The organism is Clostridium liquoris (genome assembly GCF_002995785.1).
In the GTDB taxonomy this organism is placed as follows: Bacteria; Bacillota; Clostridia; order Clostridiales; family Clostridiaceae; genus Clostridium_AO; species Clostridium_AO liquoris.
Genome location: NZ_PVXO01000006.1, coordinates 36241 through 53517 on the forward strand (window position 1 = coordinate 36241; position 17277 = coordinate 53517).

A 17277-nucleotide genomic window follows, 5' to 3' on the forward strand; every position below is an offset into this window, starting at 1 on the left:
GAGTTTTGGAGGTAAAGTAATGGAAAGAATTAAAATTATAACTATCTTTGGTACAAGACCTGAGGCTATTAAAATGGCTCCTTTAGTAAAAGAACTAGAAGGCAGAAATGAAATAGATAATAAAGTTTGTGTAACAGCTCAGCATAGAGAGATGTTAGATCAGGTGCTAAATCTTTTTAATATTTCTCCTGATTATGATTTGAATATAATGAAGAATAAGCAGAGCCTTACAGGAATAACAACAAAAGTATTGGAGGGTTTAAAAGAAATTTTTGAAAAAGAAAAACCTAATTTAATATTAGTTCATGGTGACACTACTACAACTTTTGCTGGAGCTTTGGCAGCATTTTATCAAAAGATAAAGGTAGGTCATGTTGAAGCAGGCTTAAGAACTCATAACAAATATTTCCCATTTCCAGAAGAAATGAATAGAAAACTTACAGGAGCCATTGCGGATTTACACTTTGCCCCAACTGTTGGAGCTAAGGCAAATCTATTGAGTGAAGGAATAACAGAAAAAGATATATTTGTAACAGGAAATACTGTAATAGATGCTATGGAGTTTACTGTAGATAATGAGTACATATTTGAAAATAAAGAATTAAATTCTATAGATTATAAAAATAAGAAAGTTATTATGGTAACTGCTCACAGAAGGGAAAATTGGGGAAAAGGTATAGAAAATATATGTATAGCTTTAAAAAAGATTGTAGAGGACAATAAAGATGTAGAGTTAATATACTTAGTACATTTAAATCCTATAGTTAAGGATGTAGTATATAAATATCTAGGTAGGGAAGAAAGGGTACATCTATTCCCTCCATTAGATACCAAGGAAACTCATAATTTAATGAATAAATGCTTTATGGTAATGACAGATTCAGGAGGTTTGCAGGAAGAAGCTCCTCATCTTGGGAAACCTGTTCTTGTATTAAGAGATGTAACAGAAAGACCTGAAGCAATAAATGCAGGCACTGTAAAACTCGTTGGAACAGATGTAGATGAAATTTTAAAACAAGCTAATTTATTAATAAATAATCCAGAAGAATATGAAAAAATGAAGAAAGCTATAAATCCTTATGGAGATGGAAATGCTTCTTGTAGAATAGCAGATGCAATATTATATTACTATGGCTTTATGGAAGATAGACCTGAAGAATTTAAATTAATGTAAACATTGTGTTTTTTTTAACAAAATCTATTGATAAAAAATAAAAATATGGTTATAATTAAATTGTTGACAGAAAAATTTGTGAATTGTAAAGTATAAATGTAAAAACATTGAATATTAGGAGGGTTTATTAATGAAAGAAATTGTTATTGCAAGTGCAGTTAGAACTGCCGTTGGTTCATTCGGAGGATCATTAAAAGGCGTTTCAGCAGTTGATTTAGGTGCCACTGTTATAAAAGAAGCTGTAAAAAGAGCTGGAGTAAAACCAGAAGATGTACAGGAAGCTATAATGGGTAACGTTCTTCAAGCAGGACTTGGACAGAACCCAGCAAGACAGGCAGTTATAAAAGCAGGTCTTCCAAACGAGGTTCCAGCATTTACAATAAATAAGGTTTGTGGATCTGGATTAAGGGCTGTAAGTTTAGCATGTCAGATAATAAAAGCTGGAGATGCTGATGTAATAATAGCAGGTGGTATGGAAAACATGTCAAGGGCTCCATATGTATTAAACAATGCTAGATGGGGACGTAGAATGGGAAATGACCAGATGGTTGATGAAATGATAACTGATGGTTTATGGGATGCATTTAATCAGTACCATATGGGAATGACTGCAGAAAACATAGCTGAAAGATGGGGAATAACAAGAGAAATGCAAGATGAATTCTCAGTAGCTTCACAGCGAAAAGCTGAGGCAGCTATAAAATCAGGAAGATTTAAGGACGAAATAGTTCCAGTTCTTGTTCCTCAGAGAAAGGGAGAACCAAAGGTATTTGATACAGATGAGTTCCCAAGATTCGGAACAAATATGGAAGCATTATCTAAATTAAAACCAGCATTCAAAAAAGGTGGAACAGTTACAGCTGGTAATGCTTCAGGTATCAATGATTGTGCTTCTGCATTAGTTATAATGAGTGCTGAAAAAGCTAAGGAATTGGGAATAAAACCATTAGCTAAAATAATTTCTTATGGAACAGCAGGATTAGATCCAGCTATAATGGGATACGGACCATTCTATGCAACAAAAGCTGCCTTAGGGAAAATTAACTTAACTGTAGAAGACTTAGATTTAATCGAAGCTAATGAAGCTTTCGCAGCTCAGAGTTTAGCAGTTGCTAAAGATCTTAACTTTGATATGGCAAAAGTTAACGTAAATGGTGGAGCTATAGCTTTAGGACATCCAATTGGAGCTTCAGGAGCTAGAATATTAACAACTCTTCTTTACGAAATGGAAAAGAGAGACGCTAAGAAAGGTTTAGCTACACTTTGTATAGGCGGCGGAATGGGAACAGCTGTTGTAGTTGAAAGATAATTATAAACAATTTTATAAAAAGCAGGAGATTTATCTCCTGCTTTTTTTAGTTTCTAAAAAGTTTCAATCTTAGTAAATTATTTCTTTTATTTATGGATAATATTAATTATAATTAATAAACCTTTAACAAAAAATTATTATTTTCACATGAATAAATGTAATTACATAAGATTCAGTTTTCTAAAAAGTGCAATTTTATAAATACATATTGCATGATGTAGGCAAAGTAACGCAACATAAGTATAATTCATAATTACATGGGGAACATAGGGAGACGTGGAGTAATTGCAGACTATTGAATTGATAGTTAATTGAATGATGTTTTATAATATATAACTCATGTTATAAGTAAAGTAAATATATAGAAAGCTATCTAAAAAAACCTATGTATAGATTTAGCTAAATGGACAAAAATAGTATTTAAATAAGCAATTTAAGTATTTTTGAAATTTGTATAAAATGTTGTCGAATGTATAATGTATATCATTACTAAAGTATTATTGGAGTGAATGAATTGGCAGAAGAACTTTTAATAATGTTAAAGAGAGTATTATTTTATGATTTGTTAATATCAATATCAGTATTTATAATAGCATACTCATTATTCCGTAATTATTGTTTATATATATTAATTGGAATTATAGCAGCAGCTTTTAATTTTTTTTTAAATAGTGTTTCTACAAATTTTATATTTTCTAATCAACAGCAAAATTATAAAATTTATATGACTATAAGTTCCTTTATTAGAGTGGCTATTGTATGTACCATAGGTATATTGCTTTATAATTACAATGAAGCTAGTATTATACCCTTTTTAATAGGATACAGCCTGCATTTTTTAGCGGTTATAATAGGCTCTTTGAAAATTAAAAATTAAAAGAGAAGGGGGAATACAATGGAAACTGTAAAACCCATATTTATTTTAAATTTTTTCGGGTTAAATTTTAAGGTTACTTCTGGTATATTGGTTCAATGGGCAATAATAATAATAGTTGGAGTTATGTCATTTGCTCTTACAAGAAATCTTAAAAATGTTCCAAATACAAAGCAAAGTGTATTGGAGATTTTTGTAGAAACAGTTAATAAGCTGGTAAGGGAAAACATGGGAGAAGGTTATATGAAGTTTGTTCCTTTTGTGGGAACTATGATTATATATTTATTATCCATGAATTTGGTGGGATTAATTGGAATTGTGCCACCTACATCTGATTACAGCATAAATTTGGGAATAGCATTAGTAACATTTTTTGTAGTACAGGCGTATGCAATAAAGAAGGTAGGATTAGCTCATTACTTTGTGGCATATGGGAAACCTTATTTGTTTATGATGCCACTAAATGTAATTGAAAGATTTATGTTACCAGTGTCATTGAGCCTTAGACTGTTTGGCAATATGACCGCATCAATTGTTATAATGGATCTTGTATATAAAGCATTGGCAGCACTCAATCCATTTGCTCAATTGGTAATACCAATACCACTGCACATGTACTTTGATATTTTTGATGGAACCATACAGATGATCATATTTGTAATGTTAACTATGATTAACATAAAAATAATAGCAGAAGATTAATTATTTGAGGAGGAATTTATTATGAACACTATTGATCCAAAAGCATTTGTAGCAGGCATGGCAGCTATAGGAGCAGGGCTTGCAGCACTAGGTTGCATAGGAGCTGGTATAGGAACAGGAAATGCAGCAGGAAAGGCTGTAGAAGGAATATCAAGACAACCTGAAGCTAATGGAAAAATTATGAGTGCATTAGTAGTTGGCAGCGCTTTTTCAGAAGCTACAGCTATTTACGCAGCATTAATTGGGTTGCTTTTAATATTTAATGTAATTTCAAAACTAATTTAGTTGTTTTATAGATTAGGTCTGAAGGGAGGCCTTAAATTTAAATGATAGATATGTCGCAATCTATAGCTACTATAATAAATTTTATTTTATTATTGGCAGTAGTAACTTATTTTTTATTTAAGCCTGTACAAAAGATACTAAATTCAAGGGAACAGGATATAAGTAATAGAATAGAGAAGACTAAGCATGATGAAAAAAGGGTTGAAGCTTTAAAGACTGAAAATGATCAATTGTTAAAAGAATCTAAAGAAAAAGGAAGAGCTATTGTAGAAGGATATAAAATAAAGGCCGAAAAAGTTTCAGATGAAATAATAAATGATGCTAAAAAAGAGGCTTCTCAAATTGAGGAAAGATCCAAAAATGAAATAAGACTTGAAAGAGAAAAGGCAAGTGATGAGATGAAAAGACAGATTATTGATTTGTCACTTTTAATGAGTTCTAAGGCATTAGGAGAAAATATTGATGAAGAAAAACACAAACAGCTTATTAAGGAGTTTATTACTAAGGTAGGTATATAACTATGTATGAGTATTTGGATAGACGATATTCTCTTGCATTATATGAAGTCGCAGAGAAGAAGGGCAAGATTGAGGAATATAGAAGTGATCTTAAAGAAATCATAGATGTGATATATGGAAATGAGGAACTTTTACAGCTTATTAAGCATCCTCAAATCAGTACTTATAAGAAGAAAAAAGTATTCATCAAAATTTTTAAAGGCAAAATTGATGAGGATTTATTATCTTTTTTATTAATTTTAATAGAGAAAGGCAGGATATTATATCTTAAAGAAAAGCAGAAACAGCTTGAAAAAATATATTTTGAAAAACACAATATGCTGCGTGCTCATGTTAAAACAGTAATACCCTTGGAGGAAGAAGATAGAAAAAACTTAAAGGAAAAATTAGAAAAAAAATATAATAAGGAAATAATATTAAAAGAAGAAATTGATAAAAGCATCATCGGAGGAGTTTACGTAAGAGTCGGAGATGATGTAATTGATGGGACAATTAAATCAAAATTAAATGAAATGAAAAGGATAATGCTTAGAACAGAATAGAGGTGATTTTATGAATGTAAATCCTGAAGAGATTACATCAGTTATAAAAAAGGAGATAGAAAGATACGAAAAAAAGATAGAAACTGAGGACTCTGGTACAATTGTACAAATAGGTGATGGAATAGCAAGGATATATGGTCTTGATGATTGTATGGAAGGAGAACTCTTAGAATTCTCTAATGAAGTATATGGAATGGCTTTGAATTTAGAGCAGGATAATGTAGGATGTGTACTGCTTGGTTCAGAAGAAGGTTTAAAAGAAGGGGATATAGTAAAAAGAACAGGGAAAGTTGTAGAAGTACCTGTTGGAGAAGAGCTTATTGGAAGAGTAGTAAATTCCTTAGGAGAAGCTATAGATGGAAAGGGAGCAATTCATACCAAGGAGAAAAGAGCTATAGAGGTTCAAGCACCAGGAGTAATATACAGGCAATCCGTAAATGAACCTTTGCAAACTGGAATTAAATCAATAGATTCCATGATTCCTATAGGAAAAGGTCAAAGAGAATTAATAATAGGAGACAGACAGACAGGAAAAACCGCTTTGGCTATAGATACTATATTAAACCAAAAGGGGAAAGATGTTATATGCATATATGTGGCAATAGGGCAGAAGCAATCAACTGTAGCCCATATAGTTAACAATTTAAATGAGATGGGAGCTATGGATTACACAATAGTTGTATCCTCTACTGCTTCGGAAATGTCCCCACTACAATTCATTGCACCGTATTCCGGCTGCAGTATGGGCGAATATTTTATGAATAAAGGCAGAGATGTGTTGATAATATATGACGATTTATCAAAGCATGCGGTTGCTTATAGAACCATGTCTTTACTTTTAAGAAGACCGCCAGGAAGAGAAGCATATCCAGGAGACATTTTCTATATACATTCAAGGCTTCTGGAAAGAGCAGCTAAATTATCAGATAAGTTAGGAGGAGGCTCTCTTACAGCTATTCCTATTGTAGAAACTCTTGCGGGAGATGTAACAGCTTATATTCCAACTAATGTAATATCTATTACAGATGGTCAAATATTTCTAGATTCTGATTTATTTTTCGGAGGAGTAAGGCCTGCAGTAAATGCCGGTATTTCTGTATCAAGAGTTGGAGGAAATGCCCAGATTAAGGCTATGAAGCAGGTAGCTGGAACTCTTAGATTAGAGCTTGCTCAATATAGAGAATTAGCTTCTTTTGCTCAATTTGGTACGGATCTTGATAATGAATCTAAAAAAAGACTGGAAAAAGGAAAAAGATTGGTAGAGATATTACAACAGGAACAATATAAGCCAATGTCCGTGGAAAAGCAAATAATGATACTTTATGCAGGGGTTAATGATTATCTAATGGATGTGCCGGTGAATAAGATTAAAAAATTTGAAAAAGAGTTTTTAGATTATATGGACACTCACCATAGGGATATTGGAAAACAAATATTAGAAGAAAAACAGTTATCTGATGAAATAAAAGAAAAGCTTAATGCATCTATAGAAGAATTTAAAAAGTATTTGTAATTAAAGGATTTAATCCTTTGGAGGAGGTGAAACATGGCGGGCATAGGACTTGTTGCAATTAGAAGAAGAATGAAATCAGTAACTAATACTCAAAAAATTACAAGGGCTATGGGAATCGTTGCTACATCAAAATTAAGAAAGATTAGGGTGAAGTTAGAAGATAATGAGCACTATCAGGATTATTTTGAAGATATTAAAGATTATATTCTAAATTCCTTGGAAGGCGAAAATTTATATACAAAAGAAAATAAGGAAAGCAAAACACTTTTTTTGGTTATAACTTCAAATTTAGGGCTTTGCGGAGGACATAACATAAATGTTATAAATGAGGTAATGAGTAGATTACCTCATAATAAGGAAGATTTTATATTAATGGTAATAGGTAAAAAAGGTAAATCCTATCTTAATAAATTTAAAGTTCCTATAGAAAAAGAGTTCTTAAATATATCAGATGATCCAGGATTAGAAGATGCAAATGATATAAGCAAGCTAATATTAAACATGTATAGGGACAACAGCATAAATTCTGTATATGTGGTATATACAAAATTTATTTCTACAGTAAAACAAGTGGTAGAAACAAGAAAAATACTTCCACTGGAAATAAGTAATGATATTAATTCAGAATATGATTTTGAATTTGAGACTACTGCTGACAACATCTTGGAAGAAATAATAGAACCTTATATAAATGAAAAGTTATTGTATTATCTATTGAATTCTAAGGTGTCAGAGCAGGCATCTAGAATGACTGCCATGAACGGAGCCACTCGGAATGCTAAAGATATACTTGATAAATTAACTGCTCGATATAATAGAATAAGACAAAGTGGTATTACTGAGGAAATATCTGAAATTATTGGAGGAGCTGAAGCACAAAAATAGCTTTCTAGTAATTTTAATAGGAGGTGTAACATGCAGAGCAATGAAGGAATAGTAGTTCAGGTAATTGGTGCAGTTATTGATATAAAATTTAATGAAGAGAATCTTCCTAATATATATAATGCAATAGAAATAGATTTATCAGATAGAAAAATAATAGCTGAAGTAGAACAGCATATAGGAGATGACATAGTAAGAACAATAGCTATGGAATCTACAGATGGATTAAAAAGAGGAGCAAAAGCAATAGATACAGGTAAACCTATATCCGTACCAGTTGGAGAAGGGGTGTTAGGAAGATTATTTAATGTATTGGGAAAACCAATTGATGAATGTGGTAAAGTAAATGAAACTACATATTATCCAATACACAGAAAGGCACCTACCTTTGAAGAACAATCTGTAGAACCAGAAATGTTCGAGACAGGTATTAAGGTTATAGACCTATTAGCACCTTATGAAAAGGGTGGTAAAATAGGGCTCTTTGGTGGTGCTGGAGTTGGAAAAACAGTTCTTATACAGGAGCTTATAAATAATATTGCAAGGCAACATGGCGGATTATCAGTATTTACTGGTGTAGGAGAAAGAACCAGGGAAGGTAATGATCTTTATAATGAGATGAAGCAGTCAGGTGTCATTGATAAAACGGCTTTAGTATTCGGTCAGATGAATGAACCTCCTGGAGCAAGAATGAGAGTAGCATTGACTGGCCTTACTATGTCAGAATATTTTAGAGATCAAGGCCAAGATGTACTTCTTTTTATAGATAATATATTTAGATTTACTCAAGCAGGTTCTGAGGTGTCAGCTCTTCTTGGAAGAATACCAAGTGCCGTTGGTTATCAGCCAACCCTTGCTACAGAAATGGGAGCTCTACAGGAAAGAATAACATCTACTGTTCACGGTTCTATAACTTCTGTTCAGGCAGTATATGTGCCAGCAGATGATTTAACAGACCCAGCTCCTGCCACAACTTTTACTCATTTAGATGCAACTACTGTTTTATCTAGAGCTATAGTGGAATTAGGGATTTATCCAGCTGTGGATCCTTTAGAATCAACTTCCAGAATGTTAGATCCAAGGATAGTTGGTGAAGAACATTATGAGGTCGCCACAGAAGTAAAACATGTATTAGAAAAATACAAGGAATTGCAGGATATAATAGCAATTTTAGGAGTGGATGAACTTTCTGAAGAGGATAAGGCAACAGTAACTAGAGCTAGACGAATTCAAAGATTTTTATCACAGCCATTTACAGTTGCCGAACAATTTACTGGTATGAAAGGGAAATACGTTCCTATTAAGGAAACTATAAGAGGGTTTAAGGAAATATTAGAAGGAAAATATGATGATGTACCAGAGGCAGCATTTTTATTCTCAGGAACCATAGACGAAGTGATGGAAAAAGCTAAGACTATGATGAGTGAAACCTAATCATACGAATAAATAAGGGAAAGATGATATATGAATAATAGTATTAGACTTATAGTGAGTACACCTTTTAAAGAATATTATAATTTAGATATAAAAAGTGTTACTACAGAAAGTATAGTTGGTAAAATAGAAATACTTCCAATGCATTCACTATTAATATCACCATTGAAACCTACTTTAACAGAATTTGAAGATATTAATGGGAAAAAGTATAAATTTCATAATTCAAAAGGAATTATTCAGGTAACCGGTAATGAAGTAAGAATAATATGTGAGCATATTGAAGAAAATAAAGAGAATTAAATATTATGTTCTTATTTAAAAACCTCGTAATAAAATACGGGGTTTTTAAATTTTTACAGAATTTTAGAAATATCAGTTATGGGATAAAAACAGTAATAAATATAATCTGTAACATTTTTTTATAATAATTATATATTAGTAGTATATTTAGTGAATAAATATTTATATATATGTCTATAATTTAATCGAAAGAGATAATCTGGGGAATTATGTATCTTTTTAAATTGAATTATAGGGGGGAGCTATTTATAATAGCGAAGGGTATGAGAAGGAAGAATTTATTTATTTTAGGTATCATTTTTTTATTAGGCATTTTATTCTTAGGGATAGATAGATCTAAAGCTACAGTAAATGATAACATATTTGATTGTATACTTAAGGATACCAATGGAGAAATAGTGGAGTATGGTTTAATTACAAATTTTCAGCACTATGGAGAAGGGGAGAAAGTCTGTAAAAAAATATTAAAAAATTTAAATATTAATCAAAATGATTATAGGGATACTATTAAAAATGAGAAGATATATTGTATAGAATTCGATGATAATAACTTAGAAGGTTATATCCAAAATACAAGATATGACAATGATAATATAATTACAATAAATATAAAGGGAAAAAATAAAGCAAATGAATTGGATAAATTAGAAGAAGAATTGACAGGAGCATTAAAGGATGAAAATGTTAGGTTTTTTAAATATGTAAAAGCACGAATAGATGAAAAAGATCTTCAGAAAACAAATAAAGATATAATTACATTATTAAAAGATTTCAGGGGAGAGAATATTGAAACTATCAAAATAGACCATGGATATAGTACAATCGCATATATTAAAAAATATAATCCAATAAATATTAATGGTAAACCAATAGATTTTAATTATGCTTTATGCAGTTATAACTCAGGTAATTATATAATAATGGGAACACCAGAGATACTTATTTCTTATTAGCAATCTATTTATGGAGGATGAATATGGATAAAATTATAGTAAAGGGCGGTAATACTCTAAATGGAGAAGTAAAAATCAGCTCTGCAAAAAATTCTGTATTACCTATTATTGCTGCTAGTATATTAAGCGGAAATAAATGTATTATAGATAATGCACCTATGCTAGAAGATGTTTTTGTTATAAGTGATGTTTTAAGATCTGTATCAGCAGATATAGATATAGATAAAACTAGTAATAAAATCATTATAGACACGTCTGATATATGCGATTATGAACCTTGTAGTGAGTTAGTAAAAAAATTACGAGCATCATTTTTAATAATGGGACCCATGATTTCCAGGTTTGGTAAGTTTATAATATCACTACCCGGAGGATGTAATATTGGAACGAGACCAATAGATTTGCATTTGAAAGGATTTAATGCTCTGGGAGCAGAGGTAAGTGTGGGATATGGTTATGTAGAGGCAAAGGCAAAAAAATTGATAGGAAATAAAATATATTTGGATTTTCCATCTGTTGGGGCTACAGAAAATATAATGATGGCAGCAGTTATGGCAGAAGGAGAAACCATAATTGAAAATGCAGCAGAAGAACCAGAAATAGAAGATTTGGCAAAGTTTTTAAATAGTATGGGTGCTAATGTAATAGGCGGCGGTACTGACACTGTTAGAGTATTAGGTGTTAAAAATTTAAAAGGAGCTGTTCATAAACCTATATACGATAGAATAGAAGCAGGTACATTTATGGTAGCGGCTGCTATTACCAAAAGTAAAATTAAAGTATGCGGAGTTAATGAAGAACATTTGAAGCCAATTATAGCTAAGCTCACGGAAATGGGAGTAGTAATAGAGGTGGAAGGAGAAAGTCTTACAGTTGATGGTACAGGTATACTTAAACCAATAGATATTAAAACTATGCCTTATCCGGGATTTCCTACAGATATGCAGGCTCAAATGATGGGGCTGTTATCCTCAGTAAAAGGAACAAGTGTTATAACAGAAACAATATTTGAAAATAGATTTATGCATGCTTCTGAAATGAAAAGAATGGGAGCTAATATAAAAATCGATGGAAGAAGTGCGGTAATAGAAGGAATAGATAGGCTTACAGGTTGTGAAGTGAAATCTACAGATTTAAGGGCAGGAGCAGCCCTAATCCTATGTGGATTAGCAGCAGCAGGCACTACTGAGGTAACGGATGTCTATCATATAGATAGAGGTTATGTAAACATAGAAAAGAAGCTTCAAGGGTTAGGAGCTAACATATACAGAGAATGTTATTAAGTATTAAGTAATAAGTAGAAAAACTTTCTCATATAGTTAATAATAAGATACTTTAGATTAAAATGAAGGAGAAAACTATATGAGAAAAAATGATATTTTTTTTTATTTAAGTAGGTTTTTTATAGTTATTTTAATTAGTATTACTTTTATAACTATAATTTCTTTTGTTATTTTAAAACCAAAGCCTATTGCAAAAGAGAATGATATTAAGCCGAATAAGTTTGATATGAAACCAAATAATGTAATATTTAATAATGATAAAAAAAATATTAAAATAAAAATTTATATTTCTGCGAAAAAAATGGTAGAAGAAATGGATTTGGAAGAATATATAAAAGGAGTAATATCTGCTGAGATGCCTGCAGAATTTCATATAGAAGCTTTAAAAGCCCAAGCGGTAGCTGCTAGAACTTATGCTATTGCCCATATGGAATCTGAGGGTGGACAAAGGTGCAGCAATGTGTCAGAAGCAGATCTTTGTAATACAACACATTGTCAAGTATTTATGCATAAAGATGAAAGAATGAAGGAATGGCCTGAAAGTAAAAGAGCAGAATACTGGAATAAGATAGAAGAAGCAGTTAAGGATACAAAGTATGAAGTAATAACATATAATGGGAAGATGATAAAAGAACCTTACTATTTTGCAGTAAGTAGTGGAAAAACTGAGAATGTACAGGAAGTATTTTCAGAATCTGTTCCATATTTAAAAAGCGTGGAAAGCCCCGGTGAAGAGAATGCCCAAAAGTATAAAACTTCTGTAAGCTACTCATATAGCAGCTTAACTAATATAATAAATAGCTACTATGCTAAATCTATATCGTCACCTAGTGCTTTAAAATCTAGTATAAAAATAAAGAGCAGGACTGAAGCTGGCGGTGTAAAGGAAATACAATTGGGTAAAACTACGATTTCAGGAACTAAGTTTAGAAGCATGCTAGGACTGAATTCTACTAATTTTTCTATTACATTTAATAAGAATAGTGTAGAAATAGTATGTAAAGGTTATGGACATGGCGTAGGAATGAGCCAATGGGGAGCTAATGCCATGGCAAAGAATAATAAAAATTATAAAGAAATATTAGGGCATTATTATCAGGAAACAAAAGTAGAAAAATATAATTAAAATTGAACACAATGAAAAGGAGTATATAAGCGATATATACTTCTTTTTTTGTCAAAAGATATACAAAGAAAATGAAATAAAAAGAAAAAAATTTTCATAAAATATGTATTTTTTACTAAGCTCTGGACAAACTACAAAAAGGAGGTGTTGATATGGATAATAAAAATTCAAACAAGTTTTTAAACTTTATCAAGAAGGAGGGTTTTTATGTAATACTGTTTCTTTGCTTATGTATTTTAGCTGCAGTAGCCATAGTAACTACAAAGAGTAACAAGCAGGCTAGAAAACAACTTCCATCTCAACAACCAAGTGTTGTTCAAAGTGAAAATGGAAAAGAAACAGCAAAGGTAACAGAACAGCCTTATCCAGATTATGATAATGCTCTTCAAGTAAAGAATGGAGATAAGCAGGAGAAGGCAAATAATGAGACTCAAAAAAGTGGTGATAAAACCGCCCAGGTGTCTAAAAATGTAGATACAAAGTTTATTAAACCTGTGGAAGGAATACTAGCAAGAGGTTACTCAGATGAACCTGTATTTTGGAAGTCAACTAACAGCTATAGGCCTAATTTTGGTATAGACATTAAATGTGAAGCTGGTAAGTCTGTAGTTGCAGTTATGGATGGAAAGGTAGAAAGTATTGAAACTGATGGCATAGATGGTGTTCAGGTTGTAGTTAATCATCAGAATGGTTTGAAAACAGTATATTCAAATCTAGATTCCAAATTAGCTGTAAATAAGGACCAAATGATTAAAACGGGAACAAAGATTGGAAGTGTAGGTAAAACTTCCATTAGGGCTTCTTACGAAGCCTACGGTGATCATTTACACTTTGCGGTTTTAAAAAATGATGAATTTATAAATCCATCTAAGTATTTGCAGTATTAAAAATCAGCCATTTTCCGAGCTTTATATCGGGAAATGGCTAACCAAATGTAATTTAAATATACGGCATGGCATATTTATAAATATAGAAGGGTTAAGGAGGTAGCAGGTTGAAAGACTACATTGAAGAGAGAGTTCTTGAAGTTGCAAATTATATTATAAGTTCTAAAGCCACAATTAGAAAAACAGCTAAGGTATTTGGAGTTAGTAAAAGTACTATTCACAAAGACATGACAGAAAGGTTACCTAAAATAAATCCTCAAGTTGCAATGGAAGCTAAAGTTATACTGGATTACAACAAATCGGAAAGACATATAAGAGGTGGGAAGGCTACCAAAATGAAGTATAAAGCTATTGAAGGATAGGTTCATTCCTATTATAATTAAAGTATAGTGTAATAAGAAATTAATTAATCTTATTATATATATAATAACGAAAGAGCAGGTGTGAATAATAGGAATGTTTTTTAATGTTGGAACTGATATGGGAATAGATTTAGGAACAGCTACTGTATTAGTCTTTATTAAGGGGAAGGGTGTGGTTTTAAAAGATCCTTCGGTAGTAGCTATAGATAAAAGTAATAATAAAGTGCTGGCTGTAGGAGAAGAAGCTAGGCAGATGATAGGAAGAACTCCAGGAAACATTGTCGCTTTACGTCCATTAAAGGATGGAGTTATTTCGGATTATGATTTAACAGAAAAGATGTTGAAATATTTTATAACAAAGGTTTGTGGGAAAAGAAAAATAGTTTCACCTAGAGTGGTAGTATGCATACCATGTCAAGCTACAGAAGTTGAAAAAAGAGCAGTAATCGATGCAGCTAAAAATGCAGGAGCAAAAAAGGTATTTTTAATTGAAGAACCTTTGGCTGCAGCCATAGGGGCAGGATTAGATATAACTAAGGCTAGTGGAAGTATGGTAATAGATATAGGAGGAGGAACTACTGATATTGCAATTATATCATTAGGAGGAATAGTAGTTAGATCTTCTATAAAAATTGCAGGGAATACATTCGATGAGGCAATAATGAAATACATAAGGAAAAAATATAAATTGATGATTGGAGAAAGAACTGCAGAAGATTTAAAGATAACTATAGGTTCAGCTTATAAAAGAGAAGAAGAAGTTACTATGGAAATAAGAGGAAGAGATTTGATTACAGGACTTCCCAAAAATATAACAGTGTCCTCGGAAGAAATGAGAGAAGCTTTAAAGGAGCCTGTAAATGCCATTACAGAGTGTGCTCATTCAGTTTTGGAAAAGACTCCACCTGAATTAGCAGCTGATATAGCTGATAAAGGCATATTAATGACAGGAGGAGGATCTCTCTTATATGGTTTAGATAAATTAATACAGGATGCAACGCAAGTCCCTGTTCATGTATCTGAAGAAGCTGTTTCTTGTGTGGCTATTGGTACAGGTATGGTCTTAGATTATTTAGACAAGTTAGATGTAACTTTTAATGGAGATGACATTAGTTTAATTGATTAATGTTCCTTTCAATTAAGTTAGCAAAAGCAAAGGTTGAAACCTTTGCTTTTAAATTTATTTATATTTTATATTACATAAATTTGGGAAATTTAAATTATAGGCATATAAAAGAGATTCAGTTATTATCTTGGACATATTTAATACCAAATCCAATCTTATGGTGTTATTAGTAAATATATTGCTTTCTGTAGAATCTACAATGCCTATTATGGAGGATTCACCTACATGAGGCAGTGTTTTGCCTACCCCTTTACCAGGATGAATAGAAAAATCTCTAGCTTGAATTTCTCCAATGCTATCTATGTCGCCAAGACAAGCGTCTATTCCTATTATATTCGCATCAGCATAGGCAAGCTTAATTTCTTGTAATCTTTTATCAATATTTAAAGCGTGTATGGGTTCTGAAACTGTTCCAAATACCGGAAGAGGAAAGCGTTTTTCTTCTAATAAGGTACCTACTAAAGGACCTAAGCAATCCCCTATACACCTATCAGTACCTATACACACCACTATAGTATTCAGATTTAGATAATCTCTTATAAAATAAGCAATCTTGTAATAAGACAAAGAGTCTTTAAAATGTGCTTTCACCTTATTCAATAGCTACACCTCCTTATTAATTTATATGAGATATAACTATTGAATATTAAAACTATTTAGTAACTAATACTTTGTTTTGTCCCATATACTTAATTGCTCTGAATTCATTAGAGCTCCCAATAGGTGATCTTTTAAATCAGGAATTTCATTTTCTAAGGAATAGGTTAAATCCTTTATAAATTGTCTTTTAGTATAACCATTAGCAGGACAAGGATTTTCTATTATAGGGAAATTGGATTTTTTAGCATTGTTTTTTATATCTAATTCATCTATATATACCATAGGTCTTATGACGGTTATATCTTTTCTATCTAAGTAGGTTTTAGGGGAAAAACTACTTATTCTCCCTTCATAAAACATAGACATAAGTAAAGTTTCTACAGCATCGTTTTTATGATGACCTAATGCAACTTTAGTACAACCAAGCTGTTTTGCATTGCTATTTAGTATGCCTCTTCTTAAATTAGCACATAGAGCACAAGGATTTTTTTCTTTTCTAATATCAAATACAATTTCTTTTATGTCAGATTTTATTAAATAAAAAGGTACATCTAATTCTTTGCAAAGAATTTCCATAGGTGAAAAATCTGCTCCAGTGCCAGGATCTATTGTTATGGCTATTAATTCAAAAGGCTCAGGAGAAAATATCCTATATTTACTCAATAGGTGTAATAAGGTTATGCTGTCCTTTCCTCCGGATAAACCTACAGCTATTTTATCCCCCGATTCTATTAATTTAAAGTCATTTACTGCTCTTCTAAATTTACCTAATAGCTTCTGCATACATAATCTCCTTATCTTATAAAATTATAGTATCTAAACAGCATTATAATATAAGCAATTATATAAATAAAGATAAAATATTTTATAAATATAATTTAATCAACAAAAGTAATACATGTATTTAAAGTAGAGAAAATATTAGTTATATAGAGAAATAACAAGGAGATTTTTAATAATCGGTTATATTAAGGTTTGAAATTTATTTAATATGATTGTATACTAATCCTTGTTGATGTATCAGAGTTAACAAAGTGAATAAATATGCTGGCATGGCTCAACGGTAGAGCAGCTGACTTGTAATCAGCAGGTTGTAGGTTCGATTCCTATTGCCAGCTCCATATGTGGAGGAATTCCCGAGTGGCCAAAGGGGGCAGACTGTAAATCTGTTGGCTTTCGCCTTCGATGGTTCGAATCCATCTTCCTCCACCATATAACCCAACCCTAAAACTTAATATGCTGGCATGGCTCAACGGTAGAGCAGCTGATTTGTAATCAGCAGGTTGTAGGTTCGATTCCTATTGCCAGCTCCATATGTGGAGGAATTCCCGAGTGGCCAAAGGGGGCAGACTGTAAATCTGTTGGCTTTCGCCTTCGATGGTTCGAATCCATCTTCCTCCACCA

Annotated in this window: 19 protein-coding genes and 4 tRNA genes; 21 read left to right on the top strand and 2 right to left on the bottom strand. The window is 31.7% G+C overall.

Annotation, left to right across the window (positions count from 1 at the left end; all coding sequences use genetic code 11):
- The first annotated feature begins 19 nt into the window (after window positions 1-19).
- The 17 genes from wecB (at window position 20) to mreB (ending at window position 15273) form a co-directional block, all read left to right on the top strand.
- Window positions 20-1174: a non-hydrolyzing UDP-N-acetylglucosamine 2-epimerase gene (wecB, locus tag CLLI_RS01575; protein WP_106062504.1), complete on the top strand. Its 1155-nt coding sequence runs from the start codon at window positions 20-22 to the stop codon at window positions 1172-1174.
- 130 nt (window positions 1175-1304) lie between these two features.
- Entirely contained in the window at window positions 1305-2483 is a 1179-nt protein-coding gene (locus CLLI_RS01580) for an acetyl-CoA C-acetyltransferase (protein ID WP_106062505.1), read from the top strand.
- Window positions 2484-2997: 514 nt separating this feature from the next.
- Entirely contained in the window at window positions 2998-3360 is a 363-nt protein-coding gene (locus CLLI_RS01585) for an ATP synthase subunit I (RefSeq protein WP_106062506.1), read from the top strand.
- Window positions 3361-3378: 18 nt separating this feature from the next.
- Window positions 3379-4059: a F0F1 ATP synthase subunit A gene (locus CLLI_RS01590; RefSeq protein ID WP_106062507.1), complete on the top strand. Its 681-nt coding sequence runs from the start codon at window positions 3379-3381 to the stop codon at window positions 4057-4059.
- A gap of 30 nt (window positions 4060-4089) precedes the next feature.
- Window positions 4090-4344, top strand: a complete 255-nt coding sequence (gene atpE, locus CLLI_RS01595) for an ATP synthase F0 subunit C (protein ID WP_106062526.1) — start codon at window positions 4090-4092, stop codon at window positions 4342-4344.
- 41 nt (window positions 4345-4385) lie between these two features.
- On the top strand, window positions 4386-4862 hold the full coding sequence (locus tag CLLI_RS01600; protein ID WP_242975492.1) for a F0F1 ATP synthase subunit B: 477 nt from the start codon (window positions 4386-4388) through the stop codon (window positions 4860-4862).
- 2 nt (window positions 4863-4864) lie between these two features.
- Complete coding sequence (locus CLLI_RS01605; RefSeq protein WP_106062508.1) at window positions 4865-5404, top strand: F0F1 ATP synthase subunit delta; 540 nt, start codon at window positions 4865-4867, stop codon at window positions 5402-5404.
- Window positions 5405-5414: 10 nt separating this feature from the next.
- Window positions 5415-6917, top strand: a complete 1503-nt coding sequence (atpA, locus tag CLLI_RS01610; RefSeq protein WP_106062509.1) for a F0F1 ATP synthase subunit alpha — start codon at window positions 5415-5417, stop codon at window positions 6915-6917.
- A gap of 33 nt (window positions 6918-6950) precedes the next feature.
- Window positions 6951-7802, top strand: coding sequence for an ATP synthase F1 subunit gamma (gene atpG / locus CLLI_RS01615; RefSeq protein ID WP_106062510.1), 852 nt, complete (start codon window positions 6951-6953; stop codon window positions 7800-7802).
- A 30-nt stretch (window positions 7803-7832) separates the two neighbouring features.
- Window positions 7833-9233, top strand: coding sequence for a F0F1 ATP synthase subunit beta (gene atpD, locus CLLI_RS01620; RefSeq protein WP_106062511.1), 1401 nt, complete (start codon window positions 7833-7835; stop codon window positions 9231-9233).
- 30 nt (window positions 9234-9263) lie between these two features.
- Window positions 9264-9536, top strand: a complete 273-nt coding sequence (locus CLLI_RS01625) for a F0F1 ATP synthase subunit epsilon (RefSeq protein WP_106062512.1) — start codon at window positions 9264-9266, stop codon at window positions 9534-9536.
- Window positions 9537-9799: 263 nt separating this feature from the next.
- Window positions 9800-10489, top strand: coding sequence for a YwmB family TATA-box binding protein (locus CLLI_RS01630; RefSeq protein ID WP_170063621.1), 690 nt, complete (start codon window positions 9800-9802; stop codon window positions 10487-10489).
- A gap of 23 nt (window positions 10490-10512) precedes the next feature.
- Entirely contained in the window at window positions 10513-11772 is a 1260-nt protein-coding gene (murA, locus tag CLLI_RS01635) for a UDP-N-acetylglucosamine 1-carboxyvinyltransferase (RefSeq protein WP_106062514.1), read from the top strand.
- Window positions 11773-11851: 79 nt separating this feature from the next.
- Window positions 11852-12898, top strand: coding sequence for a stage II sporulation protein D (gene spoIID / locus CLLI_RS01640; RefSeq protein WP_106062515.1), 1047 nt, complete (start codon window positions 11852-11854; stop codon window positions 12896-12898).
- 152 nt (window positions 12899-13050) lie between these two features.
- Window positions 13051-13785, top strand: a complete 735-nt coding sequence (locus tag CLLI_RS01645) for a M23 family metallopeptidase (protein WP_106062516.1) — start codon at window positions 13051-13053, stop codon at window positions 13783-13785.
- A gap of 107 nt (window positions 13786-13892) precedes the next feature.
- Entirely contained in the window at window positions 13893-14147 is a 255-nt protein-coding gene (gene spoIIID, locus CLLI_RS01650; protein WP_106062517.1) for a sporulation transcriptional regulator SpoIIID, read from the top strand.
- Window positions 14148-14241: 94 nt separating this feature from the next.
- Window positions 14242-15273 (top strand): rod shape-determining protein, encoded by a 1032-nt coding sequence (gene mreB, locus CLLI_RS01655; protein ID WP_106062518.1) that lies wholly within the window; start codon window positions 14242-14244, stop codon window positions 15271-15273.
- A gap of 54 nt (window positions 15274-15327) precedes the next feature.
- Here mreB and yyaC read toward each other — a convergent pair whose 3' ends face one another.
- Together yyaC and CLLI_RS01665 are read right to left on the bottom strand one after the other, a co-directional pair.
- On the bottom strand, window positions 15328-15873 hold the full coding sequence (gene yyaC, locus CLLI_RS01660) for a spore protease YyaC (protein WP_106062519.1): 546 nt from the start codon (window positions 15871-15873) through the stop codon (window positions 15328-15330).
- 63 nt (window positions 15874-15936) lie between these two features.
- Window positions 15937-16656, bottom strand: a complete 720-nt coding sequence (locus CLLI_RS01665) for a tRNA 2-thiocytidine biosynthesis TtcA family protein (protein WP_106062520.1) — start codon at window positions 16654-16656, stop codon at window positions 15937-15939.
- A 263-nt stretch (window positions 16657-16919) separates the two neighbouring features.
- Here CLLI_RS01665 and CLLI_RS01670 point away from each other — a divergent pair.
- From CLLI_RS01670 to CLLI_RS01685, 4 genes are all read left to right on the top strand, one after another.
- Window positions 16920-16994, top strand: a tRNA-Thr gene (locus CLLI_RS01670).
- 5 nt (window positions 16995-16999) lie between these two features.
- A tRNA-Tyr gene (locus tag CLLI_RS01675) sits at window positions 17000-17085 on the top strand.
- A gap of 26 nt (window positions 17086-17111) precedes the next feature.
- Window positions 17112-17186 (top strand) — tRNA-Thr (locus CLLI_RS01680).
- Window positions 17187-17191: 5 nt separating this feature from the next.
- Window positions 17192-17277: transfer RNA gene (locus CLLI_RS01685), tRNA-Tyr, on the top strand.